Genomic DNA, 25,398 nt, shown 5'->3' on the forward strand with positions numbered 1-25,398 from the left:
CGGGGGCAAGCCCCCTCCCACAGGTTGCAACGCATTCCAAATGTGGGAGGGGGCTTGCCCCGATAGCCATCTCAGCGGCTCAAATACATCCGCGTCGTAAGCAGGTACACCGGCAACCCCGACACCAGAATCAACAACGCCGCATAAGGCGCCGCCGCCGCAAACTCCACATTCGAGGTATGCGCCCACACGGCGGTGGCCAAGGTGTTCAGCCCGGTCGGACTAAGCAGCAAGGTCGCAGTCAATTCCTTCATCGCATCCAGAAACACCAGCGCAAACGCGGCGCCCAATGCCGGGAAAATAATCGGCAGCGTCACCCGGCAAAACGCACTGAACGACGATGCGCCGAGCGTGCGCGCCGCCTCTTCCAGCTGTGGTGCAGCCTTGTTCAGCGCCGTGCGAATCGGCGCCTGGGCCAGGGGCAGGAACAACAGCGCATAGGCGATCAGCAACAGTGCCGACGTCTGATACAGCGCCGGCACGTAGTGCAGCGCGAAATACACCAGGGTCAGTGCAATCACCAGGCCGGGCAGGGCGTGCAGCAGGTACGGCAGGCGTTCGGCCCAGATCGCCAGCTGGCCTTTGTAGCGCACCACCAGCAGGCCTACCGGCACCGCCAGCGCCAGGCACAATGCCGCGCCACCCAGGGAAAGTGCCAGGGACGATAACAGCGCCTCACTGATGGCGGCGACCGGAAACGCCGCCGATGAGCCCACGGCCAGCCAATAACCGAGCATCCCCAGGGGAATGCCGCTGCCAATGATCGCCAGCGCCAGGCAATAGAGTTGGCCAGGCAGCGCCCATTTACCCAGTTTCACCTGCTCGGCCTGTCGCGCCGCGCCCTGGCCGATCCGCACATGGCGGCCCTTGCCGCGCACGCGCAGCTCCAGCCACAACAAACTCAGGCACATCACCAGCAGCACCGCCGAGAGCATCGCGGCGTTGGCGTTGCTGAATTCCAGTTCGAACTGCTGGTAGATCGCGGTGGTAAAGGTCTGCAAGCCGATGATCGACAGGGCGCCGAACTCCACCAGCATGTGCAATGCAATCAACAGTGCTCCCGCCACCAGCGACGGCCACAGCAGCGGCAGGGTAATGCGCCGGAACACGCCCCAGCGATTCAGCCCCAGGGTGCGCGCCGACTCTTCCAGGGCGGGGTCAAGATTGCGCAGCGTGGCGGCTACCGGCAGAAAGACCAGCGGATACTTGGACAGGCTCATCACCAGGATCGCGCCGCCGAGGCCTTCGAAGTTGGCGCTCAGCGACACCCAGGTAAAGCTGCTGACAAACGCCGGCACCGCAAACGGCAGGCACAGGATCACGCCCCAGAGGCGTCGCCCAGGCAGGTTGCTGCGTTCCAGCAACCAGGCCAGGGACAAGCCGACCACGCCGCACACGACCGTCACGCCGACCATCAGCGACAGGGTATTGCGCAGCAGCCCGAACACATAAGGCCGCCACAGCAGATGCACCGCCTGTGCCCAGCCGGCTTGCCAGGCCTTGAGCCCGACATACACCAGCGGCAGCAGGCTCAGGCCAACCAGGAACAGCACCGGCAACAGCAGCCAGATTGAAGGGCGTTTGCGCCGGGGGCGAAAGCCTGCAGCGCTGAGCGACGGGGTCATCAGTTCAGGCCAACGTCACGTTCCAGTTCCAGGGCTTCTTCGGCATTGCCCAGGTCGGCAGGGGTGACTTTCGGCGGCTGCAGTTCGCTGAAAGGCTTGAGGCCACGGTTGGACTCCATGCCCTTGCGCAACGGGTATTCCGCCGAAGTGTTGGTGATCACACGCTGGCCTTCTTCACTGGCCATGAAGGCCAGCAGTTGCTGGGCTTCCTTGGGATGTTTGCTGGATTTCAGCGCGGCAGCCGAAGACACGGTAATCAGGCCGCCGGCATCGCCGTCGGTGAAATAGTGCAGTTGGGAGTCGAGGTTGGTTTTTTCTTTCTTCAAGGCAAACCAGTAATAATTGTTCACCAGCACGGCGGCCACTTCGCCATTTTCAACGGCCTTGAGGGCGACCATATTGTTGCTGTACACCTTGCCGAAGGCGCGCAGGCCGGTCAGCCACTCTTCGGCCGCTTCACGCCCGTGCAGCTTGATGATCGCCACGGCCTGTTCCTGAAACGCGCCGCTGGTGGGCACGAAGCCGACCTTGCCTTGCCATTCGGGGCCGGCGAAATCCAGCACCGATTTGGGCAGGTCTTTTTCGGCAATCAGCTTGGGGTTGAAAGCGACGACGCGGGTGCGTGCGGTGACGCCCATCCAGTCGCCATTGCTGCCGACGTAATCCTTGGGCAGCACGTCGAGGGTGCTGGCATCGATCTTCGCCAACAAGCCTTGCTCGCCGAGTTTGTTCAGCGGCGGCGATTCTTCGGTGTAGATCACGTCGGCAGGGGAGCGATCACCTTCTTCGACGACCTGGCTGGCCAGCTGGTTGCTGCTGCCTTTGCGCACGTTGACGTGAATACCGGTCTTGGCTTCAAAGGCTTTGGCGAGTTCATCGCCGACTTCTTTGTGCTGGCCGTTGTAAAGGGTCAGGGAGACCTTGTCGGCAGAATAGGCGGCGGGTGAGAGCAGGGCCAGGCCAAGCAGAGTAAGAGACAGGCCACGCAGAAGGGATGTCTTGAATCGGGTATCGCGGATCATCATCCGAAGTGTTCCTCGCTTATGTGCAACAAATCACTACAAGGATAAACGATAAAGCTTCTCAAGTGCGGGCTTGAGGGTAATCGCGGGGAGCGTTTTCAAGCCGGATTTTTCAAACCCCGGAAACGAAAAAACCCGCTTTCGCGGGTTTGATCTGAATTTGGTGCCCAGGAGAAGACTCGAACTTCCACGACCTTGCGATCACCAGCACCTGAAGCTGGCGTGTCTACCAATTTCACCACCTGGGCATTATCAAGCAACGTTGCCGCTGTTGATGGGGCGAACTATACGGCGGGCTTTTTAATCTGTAAACCCCTGATTCGAAAAATATAAATCAATTTTTCCGTTAAAAATCAAAGGTCTGAAACAAAAAAACCCGCTTTCGCGGGTTTGATCTGAATTTGGTGCCCAGGAGAAGACTCGAACTTCCACGACCTTGCGATCACCAGCACCTGAAGCTGGCGTGTCTACCAATTTCACCACCTGGGCATTATCTGACAACGTTGCCGTCGTCGATGGCGCGCACTATACGGAGCGATATTTGCCCTGTAAACCCCTGCCATGAAAAAAGCCTGGAAAATTTCGCCAATGGTCGTGCAAGGTGCGCGCCGAGGGCTGCAAAGGGCTTTAAAAGGCTTGATGACGTCTGAAATTTCCCGTTTCAATACGCGTATGCCAAACTAACCCGCATATAGACAAGGTGAAAACTCTCTAATGGCCGATTGGCAGTCCCTCGATCCCGAGGCCGCTCGTGAAGCGGAAAAATATGAAAACCCTATTCCTAGCCGCGAACTGATCCTGGCGCACCTCGCCGATCGTGGTTCGCCTGCTAGCCGCGAGCAGTTGGTTGAAGAGTTCGGTCTGACCACCGAAGACCAGCTCGAAGCCCTGCGCCGCCGTTTGCGTGCGATGGAGCGCGATGCTCAGTTGATCTACACCCGCCGTGGCACCTACGCGCCGGTCGACAAGCTCGACCTGATCCTGGGCCGTATCGCCGGCCATCGGGACGGCTTCGGCTTCCTGATCCCGGATGACGGCAGTGACGACCTGTTCATGAGCCCTGCGCAAATGCGCCTGGTGTTCGATGGCGACCGTGCCCTGGCGCGCGTGTCCGGCCTGGACCGTCGTGGGCGTCGTGAAGGCGTGATCGTCGAAGTGGTGTCCCGTGCCCACGAGTCCATCGTCGGTCGTTACTTCGAAGAAGGCGGTATCGGCTTTGTGGTGCCGGATAACCCGAAGGTCCAGCAGGAAGTGCTGATCACCCCGGGCCGCAATGGCGCCGCCAAGGTCGGCCAGTTCGTCGAGGTGAAAATCACCCACTGGCCGACTGCGCGCTTCCAGCCCCAGGGCGATATCGTTGAAGTGGTCGGCAACTACATGGCGCCGGGCATGGAAATCGACGTGGCGCTGCGCACCTACGATATTCCTCACGTCTGGCCTGATGCCGTGCTCAAGGAAGCCGCCAAGCTCAAGCCGGAAGTTGAAGACAAAGACAAAGAAAAACGCATCGACCTGCGCCATCTGCCGTTCGTCACCATCGACGGCGAAGATGCGCGCGACTTCGATGACGCGGTCTACTGTGAAGCCAAGCCGGGCAAGCTGCGCCTGTTCTCCGGCGGCTGGAAGCTGTACGTCGCGATTGCCGACGTGTCCAGCTACGTGAAGATCGGTTCGGCCCTGGATAACGAAGCCCAGGTGCGCGGCAACTCCGTGTACTTCCCTGAGCGCGTGATCCCGATGTTGCCGGAGCAGCTGTCCAACGGCCTGTGCTCGCTGAACCCGAAAGTCGACCGTTTGGCCATGGTGTGCGAGATGACCATCTCCAAAACCGGCGAAATGACCGACTACCAGTTCTACGAAGCGGTGATTCACTCCCAGGCGCGGCTGACCTACAACAAGGTCAGCACCATCCTGGAAGCGCCGAAGACCAGCGAAGCCAAGGCCCTGCGCGGCGAATACGCCGACGTGGTGCCGCACCTCAAGCAGCTGTACTCGCTGTACAAGGTGCTGCTGGGCGCCCGCCACACCCGTGGCGCGATCGATTTTGAAACCCAGGAAACCCGGATTGTCTTCGGTTCCGAGCGCAAGATCGCTGCCATCACCCCGACCACCCGTAACGACGCGCACAAGCTGATCGAGGAATGCATGCTGGCGGCCAACGTGGCCACCGCTGAATTCCTGAAGAAGCACGAGATTCCTGCGTTGTACCGCGTCCACGACGGTCCGCCGCCGGAGCGCCTGGAAAAACTGCGTGCGTTCCTTGGCGAGCTCGGCCTGTCCCTGCACAAAGGCAAGGACGGCCCGACGCCGAAGGATTACCAGGCCCTGCTGGCCAGCATCAAGGACCGTCCGGATTACCACGTGATCCAGACCGTGATGCTGCGCTCGTTGAGCCAGGCGGTGTACAGCGCCGATAACCAGGGCCACTTCGGCCTGAATTACGAGGCGTACACCCACTTCACTTCGCCGATCCGCCGTTACCCAGACTTGCTCACGCACCGCGCGATCCGCAGCGTGATCCATTCCAAGCAGAACACCCCGCACGTCAAGCGCGCCGGTGCCATGACCATTCCGAAGGCACGGATCTATCCGTACGACGAAGCGGCGCTTGAGCAGTTGGGCGAGCAGTGCTCCATGAGCGAGCGTCGCGCCGACGAAGCCACCCGCGATGTGGTGAACTGGCTCAAGTGCGAGTTCATGAAGGATCGCGTGGGCGAATCGTTCCCGGGTGTGATCACCGCCGTGACCGGTTTCGGCCTGTTCGTCGAGCTGACCGACATCTACGTCGAGGGTCTGGTGCACGTCACCGCCTTGCCGGGTGACTACTACCACTTCGATCCTGTGCACCATCGCCTGGCGGGCGAGCGCACCGGTCGCAGCTTCCGCCTGGGCGATACCGTGGAAGTGCAGGTCATGCGTGTCGATCTGGACGAGCGCAAGATCGACTTCGGCATGCCTGACAAGCCCGCCGAGCCGGCTGGCCGCAAAAAGCGCGGCAGCGAAACCGCAGCGCCGGCGTCCAAAGGCAAGGCTTCCAGCGCGAAGACGGCTGCCGAGCCTGCACCTGCCAAGACCGGACGTCGTTCTTCGGCCAAGGACAAGGCCCCTGAAGCCTACCGCCCAAGCGATGCCGCGGCGAAAAATGCCGAGCTGCGCAAGAGCCGCGAGTTGAAGCAGCAGTTGCTCAACGAAGCCAAAAGCGGTGGTAAAGCGGCGTCTGGGGGAAAGTCCCAAGGGGCGGAAAAACCGTCGAGCAAACCGAGTAAGCACCGTAAAGGCCCGCCTAAAGCGGGTTCGGCCCCCGCGAAAAGCGGCGGGTCGCGCAAACCTAAGGCCAAGTCATGAGTCTGGAAAAAATCTACGGCGTGCACGCCGTAGAAGCACTGCTGCGTCACCACCCCAAGCGCGTCAAACAGGTGTGGCTGGCGGAAGGTCGCAGCGAGCCACGCGTGCAGACGCTGGTTGAGCTGGCCACCCAGAACAAGGTTGCCATCGGCCAGGCCGAACGCCGTGAAATGGACGTATGGGTAGAAGGTGTTCACCAGGGCGTGGTGGCAGACGTCAGCCCGAGTCAGGTGTGGGGCGAAGCCATGCTCGACGAGCTGCTCGACCGTACCGAAGGCGCACCGTTGCTGCTGGTGCTGGACGGCGTGACCGATCCGCACAACCTCGGCGCCTGCCTGCGTTCGGCGGATGCGGCCGGCGCGCTGGCAGTGATCGTGCCTAAAGACAAGTCGGCCACCCTCACGCCGGTCGTGCGTAAAGTGGCCTGCGGCGCGGCGGAAGTGATTCCGCTGGTGGCCGTGACCAACCTGGCGCGCACCCTGGAGAAGCTTCAGCAGCGCGGCCTGTGGATTGTCGGCACGGCAGGCGAGGCCGAAGTCAGCATCTACGACCAGGACCTCACCGGCCCGACCATCCTGATCATGGGCGCTGAAGGCAAGGGCATGCGTCGCCTGACCCGCGAGCATTGCGATTACCTGGTGCACTTGCCGATGGCCGGCAGCGTCAGCAGCCTGAACGTGTCGGTGGCGACGGGTGTATGCCTGTTCGAAGCGCGGCGTCAGCGCGGTGCCAAGGCCAGGACCAAGAAGTAAGCCGGGCCTGGCCTGGATCAAAATGTGGGAGGGGGCTTGCCCCCGATAGCGGTGTTTCAGTTACAGATGTTGTGACTGACCCACTGCAATCGGGAGCAAGCCCCCTCCCACAGTTGTTTTTGTGGTGTTTGGGCGATTGTTCAAATAATCACCAATCACCTTGCGCGCTTTCTCCCCCTTCTCTACAATTGCGCCCCTTGCCCACCTGGCAGGCACGCATGTGCCTCCCCTGCGGCAAGATCCATAAGTGTCATTCACTCCTTGTCTGACCGTTTTTGAGCGGCAGGCTACAACCCGTAAGGAGCATTCATGCGTCATTACGAAATCATCTTTTTGGTCCACCCGGATCAAAGCGAGCAAGTCGGCGGCATGGTTGAGCGTTACACCAAGCTGATCGAAGAAGACGGCGGCAAAATCCACCGTCTGGAAGATTGGGGCCGTCGTCAACTGGCCTACGCAATCAACAATGTTCACAAGGCTCACTACGTGATGCTGAACGTTGAATGCACCGGCAAGGCCCTGGCCGAGCTGGAAGACAACTTCCGCTACAACGATGCAGTGATCCGTAACCTGGTCATCCGTCGCGAAGAAGCCGTTACCGGCCAATCCGAGATGCTCAAGGCTGAAGAAAACCGCAGTGAGCGCCGTGAGCGTCGCGACCGTCCTGAGCACGAAGGCGCTGATAGCGCTGATAGTGATGACAGCGACAACAGCGATAACGCTGACGAGTAATCCACGGACCTTTTAAGGAGCCTATCAAATGGCACGTTTCTTCCGTCGTCGTAAATTCTGCCGCTTCACCGCTGAAGACGTGAAAGAGATCGATTACAAAGATCTCAACACTCTGAAAGCCTACGTATCCGAGACCGGCAAAATCGTTCCAAGCCGTATCACCGGTACCAAAGCACGTTATCAGCGTCAGCTGGCCACCGCTATCAAGCGCGCCCGCTTCCTGGCCCTGCTGGCCTACACCGACAGCCACGGCCGCTGAGACCGGGCAGTCGACAAGTAGTAAGGGATTGAATGCATGCGCGCCTTAGCTGAGTTCATCATGCGCGGTCGTGTGCAGGCCACTCTGGTAGTGGCTGGCTGTGCGGCATTGCCGTTGCTTTATTGGTTGGGTGCTGCCGCTGGATGCCTTGTGCTCCTGCGGCGCGGTTTGAAGGACGCCCTGGGCGTTCTTGCCCTGGGTTTGTTGCCGGCCTTGATCTGGTGGCTGCAAATGGGTGATCCACGGGTACTTCTGGTACTGCTGGGGTCATCGAGCCTTGCGTTGGTTCTGCGCGCAAGTGAGTCCTGGGTCCGTACGCTGCTGGTCAGCGTGGCAGTGGGGTTGGTGTACTCAGTGATGCTTGGCGCGGCTTTCCGCCCGCAAATCGAGGCGCTGGCGCAGGAGATCGTCAAGATCCTGCCGCTGGCCCTCGGGGATCTCTACCAGCAATTGTCGGTAGATGAGCGAGCGCGGTTTGCGTCACTGATTGCGCCGGTCCTGACCGGCCTGATTGCGGCTTTGCTGCAGGTTGTCAGCGTGCTGAGCCTGATTCTTGGGCGTTATTGGCAGGCGTTGTTGTATAACCCGGGTGGTTTTGGTCGCGAGTTTCGCAGTATCAGAATTCCCGCAGGACCGGCGATGTTGCTGCTGGCGTGCATGGTTGTCGGACCGAACTTCGGTCCACAGATGGCCTTGCTGGCGCCGATTTGCAGCGTACCGCTGGTGTTTGCCGGGCTGGCCCTGATTCATGGGCTGGTTGCGCGAAAGCGCCTGGCCAGGTTCTGGCTGGTGGGGTTGTACGTCACGCTGTTGCTGTTCATGCAGCTGATCTATCCGTTACTCGTGGTCCTGGCCATTGTCGACGGCCTGATTGATTTTCGCGGACGTCTGGCGTCGAAAGATGCCGATAGCGCGAACGGTGAAGGTTAAAAGTTAGAGGATTTTCACATGCAACTGATCCTTCTGGAAAAAGTCGCCAACCTGGGCAACCTGGGCGACAAAGTGAACGTTAAGGCCGGCTACGGTCGTAACTACCTGCTGCCATACGGCAAAGCCACCGCTGCAACCGCTGCCAACCTGGCTGCGTTTGAAGAGCGTCGTGCTGAGCTGGAAAAAGCCGCAGCAGACAAAAAAGCTTCGGCCGAAACTCGCGCTGCCCAACTGGCTGAGCTGGAAGTGACTATCACTGCCACTGCCGGTGACGAAGGCAAGCTGTTCGGTTCGATCGGCACCCACGACATCGCTGATGCACTGACCGCCTCCGGCGTTGAAGTGCAGAAGAGCGAAGTTCGTCTGCCGAACGGCACCATCCGCAACGTAGGCGAATTCGACGTAGCCGTGCACCTGCACGCCGAAGTTGAAGCCACCGTACGCGTTGTCGTGGTAGCAGCTTAAGTCGCACCTAACTGACTGGCACCTCGTGTGTCAGCCGGTTAACATCGGGCACGATCCTGTTTACAGGTCGTGCCTTTTGTTTTTTTACACACCCCAAATTTCAAGTGGCCATGAACGAAATCTCCGCTCCTGAGCAATACGATCTGCAAACCGCTGCCCTGAAGGTGCCGCCGCATTCCATCGAGGCCGAACAGGCCGTGCTCGGTGGCTTGATGCTGGACAACAACGCCTGGGAACGCGTGCTGGATCAAGTCTCGGACGGTGACTTCTATCGCCATGACCACCGCCTGATCTTCCGCGCCATCGCCAAGTTGGCCGACCAGAACTCACCGATCGACGTGGTGACCCTGGCCGAGCAACTGGACAAGGAAGGCCAGACCTCCCAGGTCGGCGGCCTGGGCTACCTCGGTGAGCTGGCGAAGAACACGCCGTCCGTCGCCAACATCAAGGCGTATGCGCAGATCGTCCGCGAGCGCGCCACCTTGCGCCAGTTGATCGGCATCAGCACCGAAATCGCCGACAGCGCCTTCAACCCCGAAGGCCGCACCGCCGCCGAAATCCTCGACGAAGCCGAGCGCCAGATCTTCCAGATCGCCGAAGCCCGTCCGAAAACCGGCGGGCCGGTCAGCGTCAACGACCTGCTGACCAAAGCCATCGACCGCATCGATACCCTGTTCAACACGGATGCGGCGATTACCGGCATTTCCACCGGCTACACCGACCTCGACGAGAAGACCAGCGGCCTGCAGCCGTCCGACTTGATCATCGTCGCCGGCCGTCCGTCGATGGGTAAGACCACCTTCGCAATGAACCTGGTGGAAAACGCCGTACTGCGCAGCGACAAGGCGGTGCTGGTGTACTCCCTCGAGATGCCAGGCGAATCGCTGATCATGCGTATGCTTTCGTCGCTCGGCCGTATCGACCAGACCAAGGTGCGTTCCGGCCAGTTGGAAGACGACGATTGGCCGCGCCTGACCTCGGCGGTCAACCTGCTCAACGACCGCAAGCTGTTCATCGATGACACCGCCGGTATCAGCCCTTCAGAGATGCGTGCGCGTACCCGCCGCCTGGTGCGTGAACACGGTGACATCGCCCTGATCATGATCGACTACCTGCAGTTGATGCAGATCCCGGGTTCGAGCGGCGACAACCGTACCAACGAGATTTCCGAAATCTCCCGTTCCCTGAAAGCCCTGGCCAAGGAATTCAACTGCCCGGTAGTTGCGCTGTCCCAGCTCAACCGTTCCCTGGAACAACGCCCCAACAAGCGCCCGGTGAACTCCGACTTGCGCGAATCCGGGGCGATCGAGCAGGATGCTGACGTGATCATGTTCGTGTACCGCGACGAGGTGTACCACCCCGAAACGGAACACAAGGGCATCGCCGAGATCATCATCGGCAAGCAGCGGAACGGCCCGATCGGCTTTATTCGCCTGGCGTTCATCGGTAAGTACACGCGCTTCGAGAACCTGGCGCCGGGCAGTTACAACTTCGACGACGACGAGTAACCGCTGGCCGGGATCATTCGGCCAGCACTTGCCGAGTCAGTGTCTGGATCAGCTCGGCTTCTTCGATAGCGAGCTGGGCCTGCTCGTCATCGGTTTGCTTCTTGTAGTCTGCTTCCGGCAGCAGTCCGGCGACAAAACTGTCACGTAATGCATTCAATCGTTCCTGAGCGGGTTGGCGCTGCGCTTCGAATTGCGCTCGGTATTTGTTGGTTATATAGACCTGCCAGAACTCCCTGGAAACCAGTGCCTGGAATTCCTCAGGTGAATTATCCAGGGCCACGATTTTTTCATAAGCGCTATCCAGCCTGTCCTGAGTGACGTCACCCATCTGGGTAAAGGCCGTCCGCTGAGGCTGTCCGGGCAGCTGGAGGCGATCCTTGAGACCGTAGCGATAAGCCAGCCTGATCTCGACTTCCTCACTCAGGCGCAGGCGATGGGGGCGTTTCCCTTCTTCCGATACCGTCGGATCGTTGACGATCATCTCGCTGCGCTGGATGTCGGCTGAGGCGAACTTGTCCACTTCGTGCAAACGGAACAGCCCTCTGGACAATGCCGACAGCGCCTTGCCTTGTGATTGGTCCATGGCTTGACTCAGGGCCCTGTATACCAGGACCGCGACCTCCAGGTTGCCAAACGAGAACGCCGCTCGGTCGCAGCACGCAGGTTCGCCGGCCCGATCGAAAACTTCTCTGCGCAGCTGTTCGGACTCCGGACTGTTTTCGGAGATGGCGTCGATCAACTCCCAGACTCTTCGCCGGTGATCCTGCTGGCCCGTACCCAGTTGCTCCAGGCGCCTGAGCAGGTCGAAGAAAGGCTCCGCTCCCTGCTGTTCGCGCAGCATATTCCATTGCGCCCGCCTGGCGGAAACCTGGGCGGAGGCCAGTCCGTTGGTCAAGCGTCGAAACGACTCGTCGCCCCGATCTCTAAAGGGTGCCGGTGACCTGTTTTCGGTGGATGTGACCACTAGACGGTTCGGCTGCCCCACTTGGGCGAGCCCGGCTGTGATCAACCGTTCTGCGTATTGCGCGACCCGCGTCAACGTCTGATCGGACAATGGATTGCCGGTAACAGAGGTCACGTTATTGAGTCGGGCCGCCTGGGCCAGGAGCGCATCTGTAGGCGCGATGACGGCGTCAGGGATCTCTGTAATCCGGTTGGCATTCAGGTTGATCGTGTCCAGCAGCGGCTGCTCCGCCAGGCCCGTCGGCCATGTCTCAATGCCTGTGCCCGACAGATTAATCGAGCGGATATCGGGTATCTGGCTGAAGTCGGGGGTCACGCCGAGCTGTTGGTTTCCCTGTAACAAGAGCGCTCTGAGCGTGACGCGTTCCGCCAGGATGCGGGCGGTGTCCGGGGTCAGGCGAATACGGTTGTTATGCAGATACAAGCGCGTAAGGCCGTGCATCTCGCCCAATGCCGGGGGAAGGTCCCTGAGCTGATTGTCTGCCAGGTTCAGCCAGCGTACGTGTCGGTATCGCGTCAGGAAGCTTTCCGGGGAAACACTCAGGTTCATATTATCCAGCTTGAGTGAGCCTACGTGGCTGAAGTCTACGTCAAGGTCTGGCAGGCTCGGCAGTGTCAGTCCACTGAGATCGAGTTGCAGGCCGATCGGTGTGCCGTCATTGGCCAGCATCTGTGGTGTTTCTCGTCTCCAGCAACTCAGAATACGAGCTTTAGCGATGTCGCGATCCCCCCGAGTCACTGCATTGGTTGCCAATTGGCCTGCGCGAACGTAGCCCTGACGGCGAACGCCTCCCGAAAAGGCCCAGGCGTCCAACTGTGATTGGAGTTGATTGAACTCAAGTTCCAGCCTGTCCAGCTCTGCCGCCACTGTTCCTTTGGGGAGCCCCCAGAGAAACTCTCGACTTTGCTTGATGCTCTTGCCCGGATACATCCGCCGATATCTTTCAACCCTTGGATTGCCACAGTCAAACGCGCTGTCGATTGCGTTGTTGATCAGGTTCGGATGGTTTTCATGCAGATTGCGCCAATAGCTGTCGAATTTTCTCCAGTATTTAGCGGGGAAGTCATTGCCTTGCAGCTGCGTGACGTTATTGATCCGGACGATGGCTTCCAATTGATCGGTCGGTGGGTTCAGGCAGGTTTCAGGCACTGCGCGCAGGCGGTTATTGAGCAGTTTGACGCTTTTCAGGTTGGTTTGACTCAGCAGGCCTGTTGGCCATTGATCGATCTGTGTACTGCTGAGGTCCAGGGTTTGCAGTTTCGGCATGCCACTGAAATCGGGTGTTATCCCCAGCGGGTTTTCCGACAGATCGATATGTTCAAGCTGGGCCAGGCCGGCCAATTTTTCAGCGCTGGGTACATCCAGCCTGATCTGGTTAGAGCTCACGTTCAGCGAGGTCAAATGGCTCATTTCGCTGACCGCTGTGGGGAGCTTGTCGAGTTTGGAGTGGGTGATGCTCAGTCGCTCCAGGTTGGAGAAATTGCCCAGGAACGTATCGGCCCCGTCCGACCAGTTGATCGACACAAGATCCAACTTCCGTACATGGCTGAAGTCGGCTTTCAGTCCAGGAAGCGCAGCCGTACCCGGCGGCATCCTGAGTGATGTCCCGGTCTCACGACGCCAGCAGCGTTTGACCTCATCGGTAGCGAGCCTGGGCCAGCTTGCAGATTCGGATGCGTTCGCATGCCGCCATGCTTTCAACTCCCTGCCGAGGGTTCTGTATTCGGTTTCTCGTCGAGCCAGTCCGCCAGCAATGTCGTTGCCCAGAGACTGGATAAAGGCGTTGATCTGACCCTGGTCAAACGACGGAAACAGTGTGTGTACTCGCCGCTGCGGACTGCGCAGTTGATTCAAGAGGGCGCTGGCACTGTCGGCCAATTGCCGAAAGAACGACCAGTCATGCCATTCGCCTCGTACACCCCCCGGAGCACCGACGAGGGCGCTGACCCACACATTGGCGGCGTTGCGCCGGATGGCATGGCTTTCACCGAGGCGGCTGCTGTTGTAGACGTTAGCCTCGTCCATTGCTACCGGATCGCCCGGTTTGACGATGCGCCAGACTTTGCCAGTCGCCGAGGAAGCGTCGCGGTCGAGCATGACCCGGTAGGTGCCGTTGTCGATGGTCACGTATCGACGCTCGCCCATGGCGTGGATGCCGTCTGCATCGGCATTGTCTGGCACATGCCAGTGGGGTATCCGGAAAGCACTGATGCTTGAGGTTGATAGCGGCGCCTCCCGCGAAGGTGTGAGGAATTGCGGCAGATGCGCCTGTTGTACGCGCGCCTGTTCAAGCACGTCCTGGGCCAGCACGGCGATGTCGTGGGGCTCAAGGCCCAACTCATTGCGTTGGGTTTCGGTGAGCGCGCGCAGGGTGGCGCCGAGTAGGCTGTTCTGCCCGGCGACGGCCGTTTTCAGTTCGCCACTGCCCTGTAGGTAGCCGGCATATTCAGTGCCGGACTTGACCAGCATGACGAAGCTGTCTGCGTCTTCGCTCCCATAGGTTTCCAGCAGTGAGCCTCGGTGGGTGATCCGCCCGGTCTGATCGGTGGCGCCTTGGTAAACCTTTACACCGAGGTCGCTCGGCCAACCCGGCAAGAGCGTCAGCAGGTTGCAGAACAGGGCCTGGCTGTGCGCGTTGAGCCCGAGGCCGCTCGGGTCCGAAAGTGCGTTGAGCGCCTCAGTGATGGTGCTTTGTTGAATACTCTTGTGAATGGCTTCGCGTACTGGAGCCTCCAGGAACGAGTAAAGGCCGATGTCGCGTAATGCGGGATGAAGCCTTAGCAAATCTGCGGCCATTGCTCGTGACAGGTCCGGAAAGCGACGCCGCAACAGGCTGATGGCGGGGTCACCACCGGCTGTCTGCTCAAACAGTGCCGTGGGTGCAAACCGAGTGGCTGGATGTTGTGCATTCATGTGGTCGCGCAGTCGGCCATCGCGTAACGCCTCATACACGGCTGCTTGATGCGTCTGAAGGTGTGCCGCGAGTTTTTTTCTCAGCTCAAGCAATCGGCTCGCCAGGTGGTGCGCTTCACTGCCGTGACCTGCCTGACCCAACGTGCTACCCGGGATGAGTCGTTCATGTTCCTGCAAGACCTGTTGCATGAGTGAGCCGACCGGCGAGCCAAATGCCGGTGCCAGGTAACGATCACGCCCCTCCTGGCGCAGCTCGATGGTGGCCAACGGTTGTGTGTGGGGCGCGAGCACCGGGGTGTAGCTGGACAGCAAGGTTTTGCCGTCAGGGGTGTACAGCTTGATCGTGCAGGTGCCCAGGTCTGCCAGTAGTGCAGGCATGATCTGGTCGGCGATGGGCGGCAGCGGGCCATCGCTGCGCTCTAGCGCTGTTTGCAGCTGGGTGAGCCCTTCGCGCAGTTGCTGATTCTCGATGGCTTGTGTCAAGGCGACAGGGCCGGGCCGGCGATCGAACCAGATATCCAGCAATTCCTGGCGATCAACGGCTGCGACATCCAACGCGCGCTTGCTGGCGGTCGGGCTCAACGGCAGTTCGCTGGGCGAGATCATGTGCTGCAGCAATTGGGCTTCGTTCAGCGCGCGGGTATCGATGGAGTCGAGTGTCCAGCGGTCATGTTTGGCCGAGTAAGTGACATAGGGGTGAATGCTTGAAGAGCCCGGCATGTCCAGTTGATAGCGCCCGGAGCTCTTCTCGAGGGTGACCTGGGCGAATTTGGTTTGGTTGTCGACCTGCAGCTTGATGTAGCTGCGGCCGCCCTTTTCAAACAGGCCTTGAGGGTTTTGTTCAAGTCCTGTCAGGTAGTTCGGGTCGATTTGTGTGTAGTCGTTGATGAACCACAACCCTGGCTTGCCGTCTGTGGCAATAGCGTAGTTGGGGTTGCCCAGCGCGCTCATCAACCGACGGGTGCGGCGGGCAGACAACTTGGCCGCCGCCCCCTGTAAACGCAGCCCCACCAGCAGGTCAAGAATGTCGCCGACGGCTTGCACCAGCTCTGCCTGCTGGCCTCGGCGCAGCGCCACAATGGCAGACCAGGTCTGGTAGACGAGGGTGCCCAGCATTGCGACCAGCATGATTTTGCCCAAGCCGGTCACGCCACCGGGGAGCGGAATCAGCAGCATCGACAAGGTCTCGCTGACCAGATAGGTGGCCAACTTAACGGCGGCCTCGCGGTCCGCCATTTTATTGGTGCGCGCCAGTCGGATAAGGTCCGATTGGATTGGCCACGACTGGTAGATCGGCAAGGTGAGGGCGAGGCTGCGGATGTCCGTGCCGATTTTTTCCACCGCCAGTTTTTGCCTGTTTGGGGTCTTGCTGGCAAACAGGTCGTACAGGATCCGTGCGTGCCAGGAGAGGTCGTCCCGGTTGACATTCAGCGGTTTGATGAAGGCTCGCAGCTTTTCCTGATTGTTCAGGGAGATGGCCTTCATGAACCAACTGAAGTGTGCCAGCCCCACGTCGTTGCGGATCTGGTTCTGCAGGGCGTCCACGGCTTCTTGCCCAGAGGCGTGCCGCCGTAGTGCGCCGTTGGGGCGGTCCGGGAAATAACTGTAGACGCAAGAACCGTCTGGCGTATCAAAGCGACGAGTGAAAAACGGCAAGGCAATCTTGTCGCCGCCGGCGTCCAGTTGGTAGAGGTCCCAATGCACGCTGGTGTCGAACAGCCAGCTTTTGAGGTCATTGAATTCCCGCTCGCTGATACTCCAGGACTCATTGGTGCGATAGGCGTCCCTCAAAGCGACCAGCAGCTTGGTGCCTTGCAGGCCGGAGAGCGGGGTGGACAGGCGCTTCATGAACTCTTTTTCGATGTAGTCGCTGATGCGCTTGCCGATGTCCACGCTCCTTGCCACGCCCACGAACTCTTTGACGCTGATGACGTCGCCGCTGATAGAGCTGGCGCGTTGTTCTTCGGTGGAGAAATACGCGGTAAACCCGAAGTTGCGATACGCGGCCTCCAGCAAGGTGATCGAGCGTTCGTACTCACGTACGCCCAGGTCCTCTTTGTAGATACGCACGTTGTTGCCCAGGCGATCGTTGGCGGGGAGGTCATCCGGGGAGACCGGCAACTGCCGGATCCGCGTCTTCAGGTAGGTAGTACGCGAATTGATGGCCGTGCCGGTTTTGCTCTTCAGCGCGCGCTCCAGAGCGTCGACCATTTGCTGGCTCAGGTCGTCGTAAAGAGCTGTGAGGGCGTTGCCAAGGGTTTGCTCGCGCTCCACCAGCTCTTTGCTCAGGCGCAGGTATTCTTTTTGCTCATCCACGCCCATCTTGCCCATGAAGGCGGTTACGTTTTCCTGTATCAGCTGATAAATCTGTTGTTCGGCCCAGCTTGCATTGGTGAGTAATGCAGGTTGCTCTGCATCAGGGGTGACTGAGTTGGTCATGGTGTGTGCTCAGGAAGAGAGCGCTTGGCATGGCAGCCTGGCAGGCGCTCTGTTGAAAGGACCGAGCGACATTAGGGCGGACAGTATCGAAAGAAGCGGTGCATAAAGCTGTGCGCTGAAAACGCCCCGGCCGCTGCACCGTCAATGACGACGAGTGATCAGCACCCCCATGCGGGCCCTGCCACCAGCAAAACCGGGCTATAAGCGCCGTCGGGCGCGGCGTGGCTAAAAGCCGACCACTGTCGTCGGAATTGGTCAAAATTTGTGCTATATTCCGCGCCCGCGATTTTTCATCTCAACACCGGTCACCGTCATGCAAACAGCCAAGCCGTTATTTGACTATCCCAAGTACTGGGCCGAATGTTTCGGTCCTGCGCCATTCCTGCCGATGAGCAGGGAGGAGATGGATCAGCTTGGCTGGGATTCCTGCGACATCATCATCGTCACCGGTGATGCCTACGTTGACCATCCGTCGTTCGGCATGGCGATCATCGGCCGGCTGCTGGAGTCCCAGGGCTTTCGCGTCGGGATCATTGCGCAGCCGAACTGGCAGTCCAAAGACGACTTCATGAAGCTCGGCGAGCCGAACCTGTTCTTCGGCGTCGCGGCCGGCAACATGGACTCGATGATCAACCGTTACACCGCCGACAAGAAAATCCGCTCCGACGACGCCTACACCCCTGGCGGCATGGCCGGCAAACGCCCGGACCGTGCGAGCCTGGTGTACAGCCAGCGTTGCAAGGAAGCCTACAAGAACGTGCCAATCGTGCTTGGCGGTATCGAAGCCTCCCTGCGCCGCATCGCCCACTACGACTACTGGCAGGACCGTGTGCGCAACTCGATCCTGATCGACGCCACCGCCGATATCCTGCTGTACGGCAACGCCGAGCGGGCCATCGTCGAAGTGGCCCAGCGCCTGTCGTGGGGCCATAAGATCGAAGACATCACCGACGTGCGCGGCACCGCGTTCATTCGCCGTGACACCCCGGCGGGCTGGTATGAAGTGGACTCCACGCGCATCGACCGCCCGGGCAAGGTCGACAAGATCATCAACCCGTACGTCAATACCCAGGACACCCAGGCTTGCGCCATCGAGCAGGAAAAAGGCGCGGTGGACGACCCGGAAGAAGCCAAGGTCGTACAGATCCTGGCCAGCCCGCGCATGACCCGCGACAAGACCGTCATCCGCCTGCCTTCGGTGGAAAAAGTCCGTGGCGATGCAGTGCTCTACGCCCACGCCAACCGCGTGTTGCACCTGGAAACCAACCCAGGCAACGCCCGCGCCCTGGTGCAGAAGCACGGTGAAGTCGACGTGTGGTTCAACCCGCCGCCCATTCCGATGACCACCGAAGAAATGGACTACGTGTTCGGCATGCCTTACGCCCGTGTCCCGCACCCGGCGTACGGCAAGGAGAAGATCCCGGCCTACGACATGATCCGCTTCTCGGTGAACATCATGCGTGGCTGCTTCGGCGGCTGCACTTTCTGCTCGATCACCGAGCACGAAGGCCGCATCATCCAGAACCGTTCCGAAGAGTCGATCATTCGCGAGATCGAAGAGATCCGCGACAAGGTGCCGGGCTTTACCGGCGTGATCTCCGACCTCGGTGGGCCAACCGCGAACATGTATCGCATCGCCTGCAAGAGCCCGGAAATCGAATCCGCGTGCCGCAAGCCGTCGTGCGTGTTCCCTGGCATCTGCCCGAACCTGAACACCGACCACTCGTCGCTGATCCAGCTGTACCGCAGCGCCCGTGCGTTGCCGGGTGTGAAGAAGATCCTGATCGCCTCCGGCCTGCGTTACGACCTGGCCGTTGAGTCGCCGGAATACGTCAAGGAACTGGTGACCCACCACGTCGGTGGCTACCTGAAGATCGCCCCGGAGCATACCGAGGAAGGTCCGCTCAACCAGATGATGAAACCGGGCATCGGCAGCTATGACAAGTTCAAGCGCATGTTCGAGAAGTACACCAAGGAAGCGGGCAAGGAACAGTACCTGATCCCGTACTTCATCGCCGCTCACCCCGGCACCACCGATGAAGACATGATGAACCTGGCCCTGTGGCTCAAGGGCAACGGCTTCCGTGCCGACCAGGTGCAGGCGTTCTATCCGTCGCCGATGGCCACCGCCACCGCGATGTACCACTCGGGCAAGAACCCGCTGCGCAAGGTCACCTACAAGAGCGATGCGGTGACCATCGTCAAGAGCGAAGAGCAGCGCCGCCTGCACAAGGCGTTCCTGCGCTACCACGACCCCAAGGGCTGGCCGATGCTGCGTGAAGCGCTGACCCGCATGGGCCGCGCCGACCTGATCGGGCCGGGCAAGGACCAACTGATTCCGCTGCACCAGCCGAGCACCGACAGCTACCAGAGCGCGCGTCGCAAGAACTCGACGCCGGCCGGCAGCCACAAGGTCGCCAGGGAAACCACCACCAAAATCCTCACCCAGCACACCGGCCTGCCACCGCGTGGCAGTGATGGCAGCAACCCGTGGGACAAGCGCGAGCAAGCCAAGGCGGCGGCGCAGGCGCGCAACAAACAGGCGGCGAAGGAACGTACCGATGCGGCGAAGGGCAAAGGCGGCAAGCCTGTGCGCAAGCCGGTGGTGCCGCGTTGATCGCAGCCTGACATGCCAAACGCCAGCCTCGTGCTGGCGTTTTGCTTTCTAGTCGGTGGTGAGCCTGTTTGGTATGGTGGCGCCTATCAGATTGCTATCGGGGGCAAGCCCCCTCCCACACGTTGATGCGTGTATACATTCAAAATGTGGGAGGGGGCTTGCCCCCGATAGCGTCAGTTCCGTCACCCCCTTCAAGGAAGATCACCCCCATGAGCAACCCCCTGCTCAGCATCGGCATGGACTCCAACCGCTCCCAGTTCATGGCGCGCCAGCGTATTGAAAGTCAGATCAACCTGCCGCGGTTGTTTGCAGCTATCGACGCCGATCCGGGCATCGTCGGGGCTGGCGTTGTGTATATCGACGCTGACCTCAACGTTATCACTCTGCGCGAATTCAAGCCCATCTGCAGTATCAGGCCCAAGCGCATCATCTTGCGCGAGGCGCAGAAATACATCTCGCCCGCACAGTTTGTAGAGCAGGTGAAGACCGACCCCCGCGAAGGACGTCTGAGGAAAGAGGCGTTTGATATGGGCCTTTCATGTGGCGCAGCGGTGATCGGCTGGATCGTTGTATTCAGCGGCAGCGTCGCTGTGCCGTTCACTGCGGGTGCCAGTGCGTTTGTGGTGGGTATCGGCGTCACTGCGGCGCTGGCGAGCAGCGCCCAATGCGGATTTGGCGTGGCGCGTACCTATAACGAAATACTTGATCCCGATGCGAACGACCGCATGGACGACGCCGAATGGTATGGCGCGGTTTCGCCCATCCTCGATGCGGCCTCGCTGGTGGGGATCGGCACGGGGGCCTTGACCACGGTCAGGCTGCTCAAAGCCAACAAGGCCGCCGCGTTGGGTAAGAGTTGGTATGAGCTGCTCAAGGGCCTGAGCCGTCAGGAACGCAAGAAATTGACCAAGGAGTTGCTCAGCCTGCGCGATCCGAGCCTGACGCCCAAGTTGCTCAAGCTGCAGCAGCGCGCCGGCAAGCTGACCAAGAGCTACAGCTCCACCGAAATCCGCCACGCCACGCTGACCCAATTGAAAGATGCGCTGGGCGGCCTATTGGGTATCGCCGGTAGCTATCGAACCGGGCATGTCGGTACGGCCAGCACCATTGCGATCGGCCTGTACGAGGATTTGACCGAATGAGCGGCTTCCCCGATATGCGCAGTTTTCTCGCCCGTTATTTTCCGGTGTTCATGGGCACCGTCTTCATGGCGATCTTCTCCGGCTCAGTCGCAGTTTCCACTGCGGGCGTGACCTATTTGCGTGGGGTAGAGCCAGCGCTCAAGTCCAGCTATTCGGGGGCTGCGATTCTGCTGCTGGTGGTGGTGCTGGTGTTTGGCAACGTGATGATCGCGCGTGGCTATTCCTGGGCGGCCAGGCTGGTGGCGGGATACCTCGGCGCATGCCTGTTGTTCGTCTTGCCGATGATTCAGTACGACCTCAACCGCCTGGTGTACGGCTCGGCGGTTTTGTTCCCACTGCTGGGCTTACTGTTGCTCAACAGCAAGCGCCACCGCGAAATGCGTCAGCGGCTACATGAAATACGGCGCTTGCGACAGGCCGTCGTTGCCCAGCGTAGAGCCCGTTGATTGGGTAGATTCACCACCTGTGTTCGCACCTTCACCAGGAAGTCTGGCCCGCGTTACGATCTCGCGCTAAACCAGGCGGCCGCGCAGGCCTGTAAAACGCCAGTCTCGGGTTGGCGTTTCGCTTTGTGGTAGGTGCTGAGCCTGTTTGGTATGGTGGCGCCTATCAGATTGCTATCGGGGGCTTGCCCCCGATAGCGTCGGTTCAGTTGTACGAGGAAGTAAAAGAATGGGCGAACTGATGACGCTCCGGGACTTTTTCAGGCATTACTTTCTGACATTTCTGGGCGGCGTATTTGCGGCGTATTTTTCATTGGCGTTGGCCATGGCGCTGGCGTTCGTCACCTATTTTGCTGATGCGCCCCTTGCGCAAGTCGGGCGCAAGATCATGCTGGCCGGGGCCGTGTTCACGCTGCTGACGGTGCACAGCAACTTTATGATTTTGCGCGGCAAACCCTCTTGGACATGGTTGATGGTCGGTATCTACGTGGCCTGCCTGCTGTTTGTGTTGCCGATGTTCCAATACGCCCCTCATCCTGTTCTTTATGGGTTGGCGCTGGTTTTTCCACTGTTCGGGCTGCTGATACTCAACAGCAAGGGGCAGCGAGAGATGCGAGCCAAATTGGTTAAAATTCGCCACCTGCGGCAAGCCATCGGCGCCAGGCACAAGGCCCCATGACTGGGTAGATTCACCACCTCCCTCCAGGCGTTCGCCATAAATATGTGCAGCCTTCGCACCATGACGCCACCGTTGGCGCCATTTTGGTGCTGTACTGCGGCGGTTCCCACGATAAAGCGCAATGACCGCCGCTCTGGCATAAGTCTTGCGCGCGTCGTGCCCATGCCCTGGCTCGCAGGAGGCCGCCGTGTCGATTCATGTCGCGTTGCACCACGTTACGCATTACCGCTACGACCGTGCTGTCGAACTCGGCCCGCAAATTGTGCGATTGCGCCCGGCGGCCCATAGCCGCACGCGGATACTGTCCTATGCGCTGAAGGTGCTGCCCGAGCAGCACTTTATCAACTGGCAGCAGGACCCCCAGGGTAATTATCTGGCGCGTCTGGTATTTCCGGAAAAGACTGACGAGCTGCGCGTAGAGGTCGATCTGGTCGCCGAGATGGCGGTATTCAATCCATTCGATTTTTTCCTCGAGCCCTACGCCGAAAACATCCCTTTCAGCTATGCCGCCGATGAGCAGCGCGAACTGGCGCCCTATCTGGAAACGTTGCCGCTGACGCCGAAGTTTGCCGCCTACCTGGCCGGTATCGACCGCACGCCGCTGCCGGCCGTGGATTTTCTGGTCGGACTCAACCAGCGCCTGGCCGCCGATATCGGCTACCTGATCCGCATGGAGCCGGGGGTGCAAACCCCGGAGTTCACCCTGGAAAATGCCTCGGGCTCATGCCGCGATTCGGCCTGGCTGCTGGTGCAGTTGCTGCGCAACCTGGGGCTGGCGGCGCGGTTTGTCTCCGGCTATCTGATCCAGCTCACCGCCGATGTCAAAGCCCTGGATGGCCCCTCCGGCACCGACGTGGATTTCACCGACCTGCACGCCTGGTGCGAGGTGTATCTGCCCGGCGCCGGCTGGATCGGCCTGGACGCCACCTCGGGCTTGTTCGCTGGTGAAGGCCATATCCCGTTGGCCTGCAGTCCCGATCCGTCTTCTGCGGCACCGATCAGTGGCTTGGTTGAGCCGTGCGAATGCGAGTTCAGCCACGAGATGTCGGTGGAGCGCCTCTGGGAAGCGCCACGGGTGACCAAGCCCTACACCGAAGAGCAATGGCTGGCGATCCAGGCCCTGGGCCGGCAGATTGATGCTGACCTGCACAGGGACGATGTGCGCCTGACCATGGGCGGCGAACCGACGTTCGTCTCTATCGATGACCCCGACGGCGCCGAATGGAATACCGCCGCCCTGGGCCCGGACAAGCGTCGCTTGTCCGCCGAGCTGTTCCAGCGCCTGCGCAGGCACTACGCGCCGCAGGGCCTGGTGCATTTCGGCCAGGGCAAGTGGTACCCCGGCGAGCAGTTGCCGCGCTGGTCCCTGAACTGCTACTGGCGCCGCGACGGCGTGCCGATCTGGCACAACAGCGCGTTGATCGCCGATGAACAAGCCGACTACGGCGCGGATGGCGTACTGGCCGGGCGCTTCCTGGCCAGTGTCGCCGAGCGTCTCAAGCTGCCGGCCCGTTTTGTGTTCCCCGCGTTTGAAGACAATTTTTACTACCTGTGGCGCGAGGGGGCGCTACCGCAAAACGTCACCGCCCAGGACCCGCGCCTGAGCGATGACCTGGAGCGCGAGCGCCTGCGCAAAGTCTTCAACCAGGGCCTGGATAAAGTCATCGGCCAGGTGCTGCCGCTGGCGCGCACCGCCGCCAATGATCGCTGGCAGAGCGGGCGCTGGTACCTGCGCGACAACCATTGCCGCCTGGTGCCGGGCGATTCGCCGTTGGGTTATCGACTGCCGCTGGCCTCGCAGCCGTGGGTGACGGCTGCGGAATATCCGTTTGTGCATCCGACCGACCCGAATCAGGACCAACCGGCGCTGCCGACCACTGCCCAACTGCACAGTCATGACGAGCCGGCCCCGAGTGATGAGCGCATGCCGCAGGTCGATGAATCCGCCGACTGGCTCACCCGCACTGCGCTGTGCGCCGAAGCGCGGGAAGGACGCCTGTACCTGTTTATGCCGCCGCTGGAGCGCGTCGAGGATTACCTGGAGCTGGTGACCGCCATCGAGGCGACCGCCGAAGAACTGCATTGCCCGGTGCTGCTGGAAGGCTACGAACCGCCTTCGGATACACGCCTGAGCAATTTCCGAGTGACGCCGGACCCCGGCGTGATCGAGGTTAACGTGCAGCCGTCCGCCACCTGGGACGAGTTGGTGGAGCGCACCGAATTCCTCTACGAAGAGGCGCGGCAAACCCGCCTGACCACGGAAAAGTTCATGATCGACGGTCGTCATACCGGCACCGGCGGCGGCAACCATTTCGTGCTGGGCGGCGCCACGCCCAAGGATTCACCGTTTCTGCGCCGGCCTGATCTGCTGCGCAGCTTGATCAGTTATTGGCATAACCATCCCTCGCTGTCCTATCTGTTTTCCGGCCTGTTTATCGGCCCCACGTCCCAGGCGCCGAGAGTGGATGAGGCGCGCAACGACGCGCTGTATGAGCTGGAAATCGCCTTTGCGCAAATGCCCGCGCCGGGCGAAGAATGCCCGCCCTGGTTGGTCGACCGTTTGCTGCGCAACCTGCTGATCGACGTCACGGGCAATACCCATCGCGCCGAGTTCTGCATCGACAAGCTCTATTCCCCCGATGGCGCCACCGGCCGCCTGGGCCTGCTGGAACTGCGCGCCTTTGAAATGCCGCCCCATGCGCGCATGAGCCTCACCCAGCAGTTGCTGTTGCGGGCGCTGGTCGCGCGGTTCTGGCGTGAACCTTACGCGCCACCGAAGTTGGCGCGCTGGGGCACCGAACTGCATGATCGCTTCCTGTTGCCGCACTTTATCGAGCAGGACTTCGCCGATGTGATCGCCGAGCTCAATGCCGCCGGTTATCCGCTGCGCGCCGAGTGGTTTGCCGCGCACCTGGAGTTTCGTTTTCCCAAGGTCGGCGACTATGCCGTCAGCGGTATCGAGCTGGAACTGCGCCAGGCCCTGGAACCCTGGCATGTGCTGGGCGAGGAGGGCGCGGTCGGCGGTACGGTGCGCTATGTGGACTCATCCCTGGAACGTCTGCAAGTGAAGTTGAGCGGCTTGGCACCGCAACGTTATGTACTGACCTGCAATGGCATCCCGGTGCCGCTGCAGCCGACCGGCCGCGTCGGCGAGTTTGTCGCCGGGGTGCGTTACCGCGCCTGGCAACCGGCCAACTGCCTGCAGCCGACCATCGCGGTGCATGCGCCACTGGTGTTCGACTTGGTGGACACCTGGATGCAGCGCTCGCTGGGCGGTTGCCAGTACCATGTGGCCCATCCGGGCGGGCGCAATTACGACAGCTTGCCGGTGAATGCCAATGAAGCCGAGAGCCGGCGGATGGCGCGGTTTTTCCGCTTGGGGCATAGTCCAGGTAAGCTCTGCGTGCCGACTGTGGTGGTGAACGATGAATTGCCGATGACGCTGGATCTGCGCCGCTTCCCTAATAAAAATGATTGAATGACAATCCAAATGTGGGAGGGTCCTCCCACAAGGATTTGCAGTGTTTGTTGAGTTAACCTGAGCCCCCTTGCCTCTGCCGAGC

At 60.6% G+C, this 25,398-nt stretch carries 15 protein-coding genes and 2 tRNA genes; 12 read left to right on the forward strand and 5 right to left on the reverse strand.

Going from position 1 to position 25,398, the window contains the following annotated elements:
* Positions 1-71: 71 nt before the first annotated feature.
* The 4 genes from BFP93_RS19825 to BFP93_RS19840 form a co-directional block, all read right to left on the reverse strand.
* Positions 72-1,625, reverse strand: coding sequence for an ABC transporter permease (locus BFP93_RS19825; protein ID WP_065883311.1), 1,554 nt, complete (start codon positions 1,623-1,625; stop codon positions 72-74).
* Positions 1,625-2,650: an iron ABC transporter substrate-binding protein gene (locus BFP93_RS19830; protein WP_065894507.1), complete on the reverse strand. Its 1,026-nt coding sequence runs from the start codon at positions 2,648-2,650 to the stop codon at positions 1,625-1,627. Before BFP93_RS19830 ends, BFP93_RS19825 begins: the two co-directional genes overlap by 1 nt.
* Before the next feature lie 158 nt (positions 2,651-2,808).
* Positions 2,809-2,895, reverse strand: a tRNA-Leu gene (locus tag BFP93_RS19835).
* A 154-nt stretch (positions 2,896-3,049) separates the two neighbouring features.
* Positions 3,050-3,136, reverse strand: a tRNA-Leu gene (locus tag BFP93_RS19840).
* A 225-nt stretch (positions 3,137-3,361) separates the two neighbouring features.
* On the opposite strand from BFP93_RS19840, the gene rnr reads away from it, so the two are divergent.
* The 7 genes from rnr (at position 3,362) to dnaB (ending at position 10,638) form a co-directional block, all read left to right on the forward strand.
* Positions 3,362-5,992 (forward strand): ribonuclease R, encoded by a 2,631-nt coding sequence (gene rnr, locus BFP93_RS19845; protein WP_065894508.1) that lies wholly within the window; start codon positions 3,362-3,364, stop codon positions 5,990-5,992.
* A complete protein-coding gene (gene rlmB, locus BFP93_RS19850) occupies positions 5,989-6,744 on the forward strand; it encodes a 23S rRNA (guanosine(2251)-2'-O)-methyltransferase RlmB (RefSeq protein WP_065894509.1) in 756 nt (251 codons plus the stop codon). Before rnr ends, rlmB begins: the two co-directional genes overlap by 4 nt.
* 309 nt (positions 6,745-7,053) lie before the next feature.
* Positions 7,054-7,476 (forward strand): 30S ribosomal protein S6, encoded by a 423-nt coding sequence (gene rpsF / locus BFP93_RS19855; RefSeq protein WP_003236224.1) that lies wholly within the window; start codon positions 7,054-7,056, stop codon positions 7,474-7,476.
* A gap of 28 nt (positions 7,477-7,504) precedes the next feature.
* Complete coding sequence (rpsR, locus tag BFP93_RS19860; RefSeq protein ID WP_002551829.1) at positions 7,505-7,735, forward strand: 30S ribosomal protein S18; 231 nt, start codon at positions 7,505-7,507, stop codon at positions 7,733-7,735.
* 36 nt (positions 7,736-7,771) lie between these two features.
* Positions 7,772-8,665 carry a hypothetical protein gene (locus BFP93_RS19865; protein WP_065894510.1) on the forward strand — a complete coding sequence of 298 codons (894 nt, stop codon included), beginning with the start codon at positions 7,772-7,774 and terminating at the stop codon, positions 8,663-8,665.
* Positions 8,666-8,683: 18 nt separating this feature from the next.
* Entirely contained in the window at positions 8,684-9,130 is a 447-nt protein-coding gene (gene rplI / locus BFP93_RS19870) for a 50S ribosomal protein L9 (protein WP_003171376.1), read from the forward strand.
* Positions 9,131-9,240: 110 nt separating this feature from the next.
* Entirely contained in the window at positions 9,241-10,638 is a 1,398-nt protein-coding gene (dnaB, locus tag BFP93_RS19875) for a replicative DNA helicase (RefSeq protein WP_003188079.1), read from the forward strand.
* A gap of 13 nt (positions 10,639-10,651) precedes the next feature.
* Here dnaB and BFP93_RS19880 read toward each other — a convergent pair whose 3' ends face one another.
* A complete protein-coding gene (locus tag BFP93_RS19880; protein ID WP_065894511.1) occupies positions 10,652-16,954 on the reverse strand; it encodes an NEL-type E3 ubiquitin ligase domain-containing protein in 6,303 nt (2,100 codons plus the stop codon).
* 313 nt (positions 16,955-17,267) lie between these two features.
* On the opposite strand from BFP93_RS19880, the gene BFP93_RS19885 reads away from it, so the two are divergent.
* From BFP93_RS19885 to BFP93_RS19905, 5 genes are all read left to right on the forward strand, one after another.
* A complete protein-coding gene (locus tag BFP93_RS19885) occupies positions 17,268-19,571 on the forward strand; it encodes a YgiQ family radical SAM protein (protein ID WP_065894512.1) in 2,304 nt (767 codons plus the stop codon).
* A gap of 209 nt (positions 19,572-19,780) precedes the next feature.
* Complete coding sequence (locus tag BFP93_RS19890; RefSeq protein WP_065894513.1) at positions 19,781-20,713, forward strand: NAD synthetase; 933 nt, start codon at positions 19,781-19,783, stop codon at positions 20,711-20,713.
* Entirely contained in the window at positions 20,710-21,159 is a 450-nt protein-coding gene (locus BFP93_RS19895; protein WP_065894515.1) for a hypothetical protein, read from the forward strand. Before BFP93_RS19890 ends, BFP93_RS19895 begins: the two co-directional genes overlap by 4 nt.
* Before the next feature lie 226 nt (positions 21,160-21,385).
* Complete coding sequence (locus tag BFP93_RS19900; RefSeq protein WP_065894517.1) at positions 21,386-21,835, forward strand: hypothetical protein; 450 nt, start codon at positions 21,386-21,388, stop codon at positions 21,833-21,835.
* Between the two features lie 187 nt (positions 21,836-22,022).
* Positions 22,023-25,313: a transglutaminase family protein gene (locus BFP93_RS19905; RefSeq protein ID WP_065894519.1), complete on the forward strand. Its 3,291-nt coding sequence runs from the start codon at positions 22,023-22,025 to the stop codon at positions 25,311-25,313.
* Positions 25,314-25,398: the final 85 nt, after the last annotated feature.

The organism is Pseudomonas sp. 44 R 15 (assembly GCF_900004965.1).
Classification (GTDB): Bacteria; Pseudomonadota; Gammaproteobacteria; order Pseudomonadales; family Pseudomonadaceae; genus Aquipseudomonas; species Aquipseudomonas orientalis_A.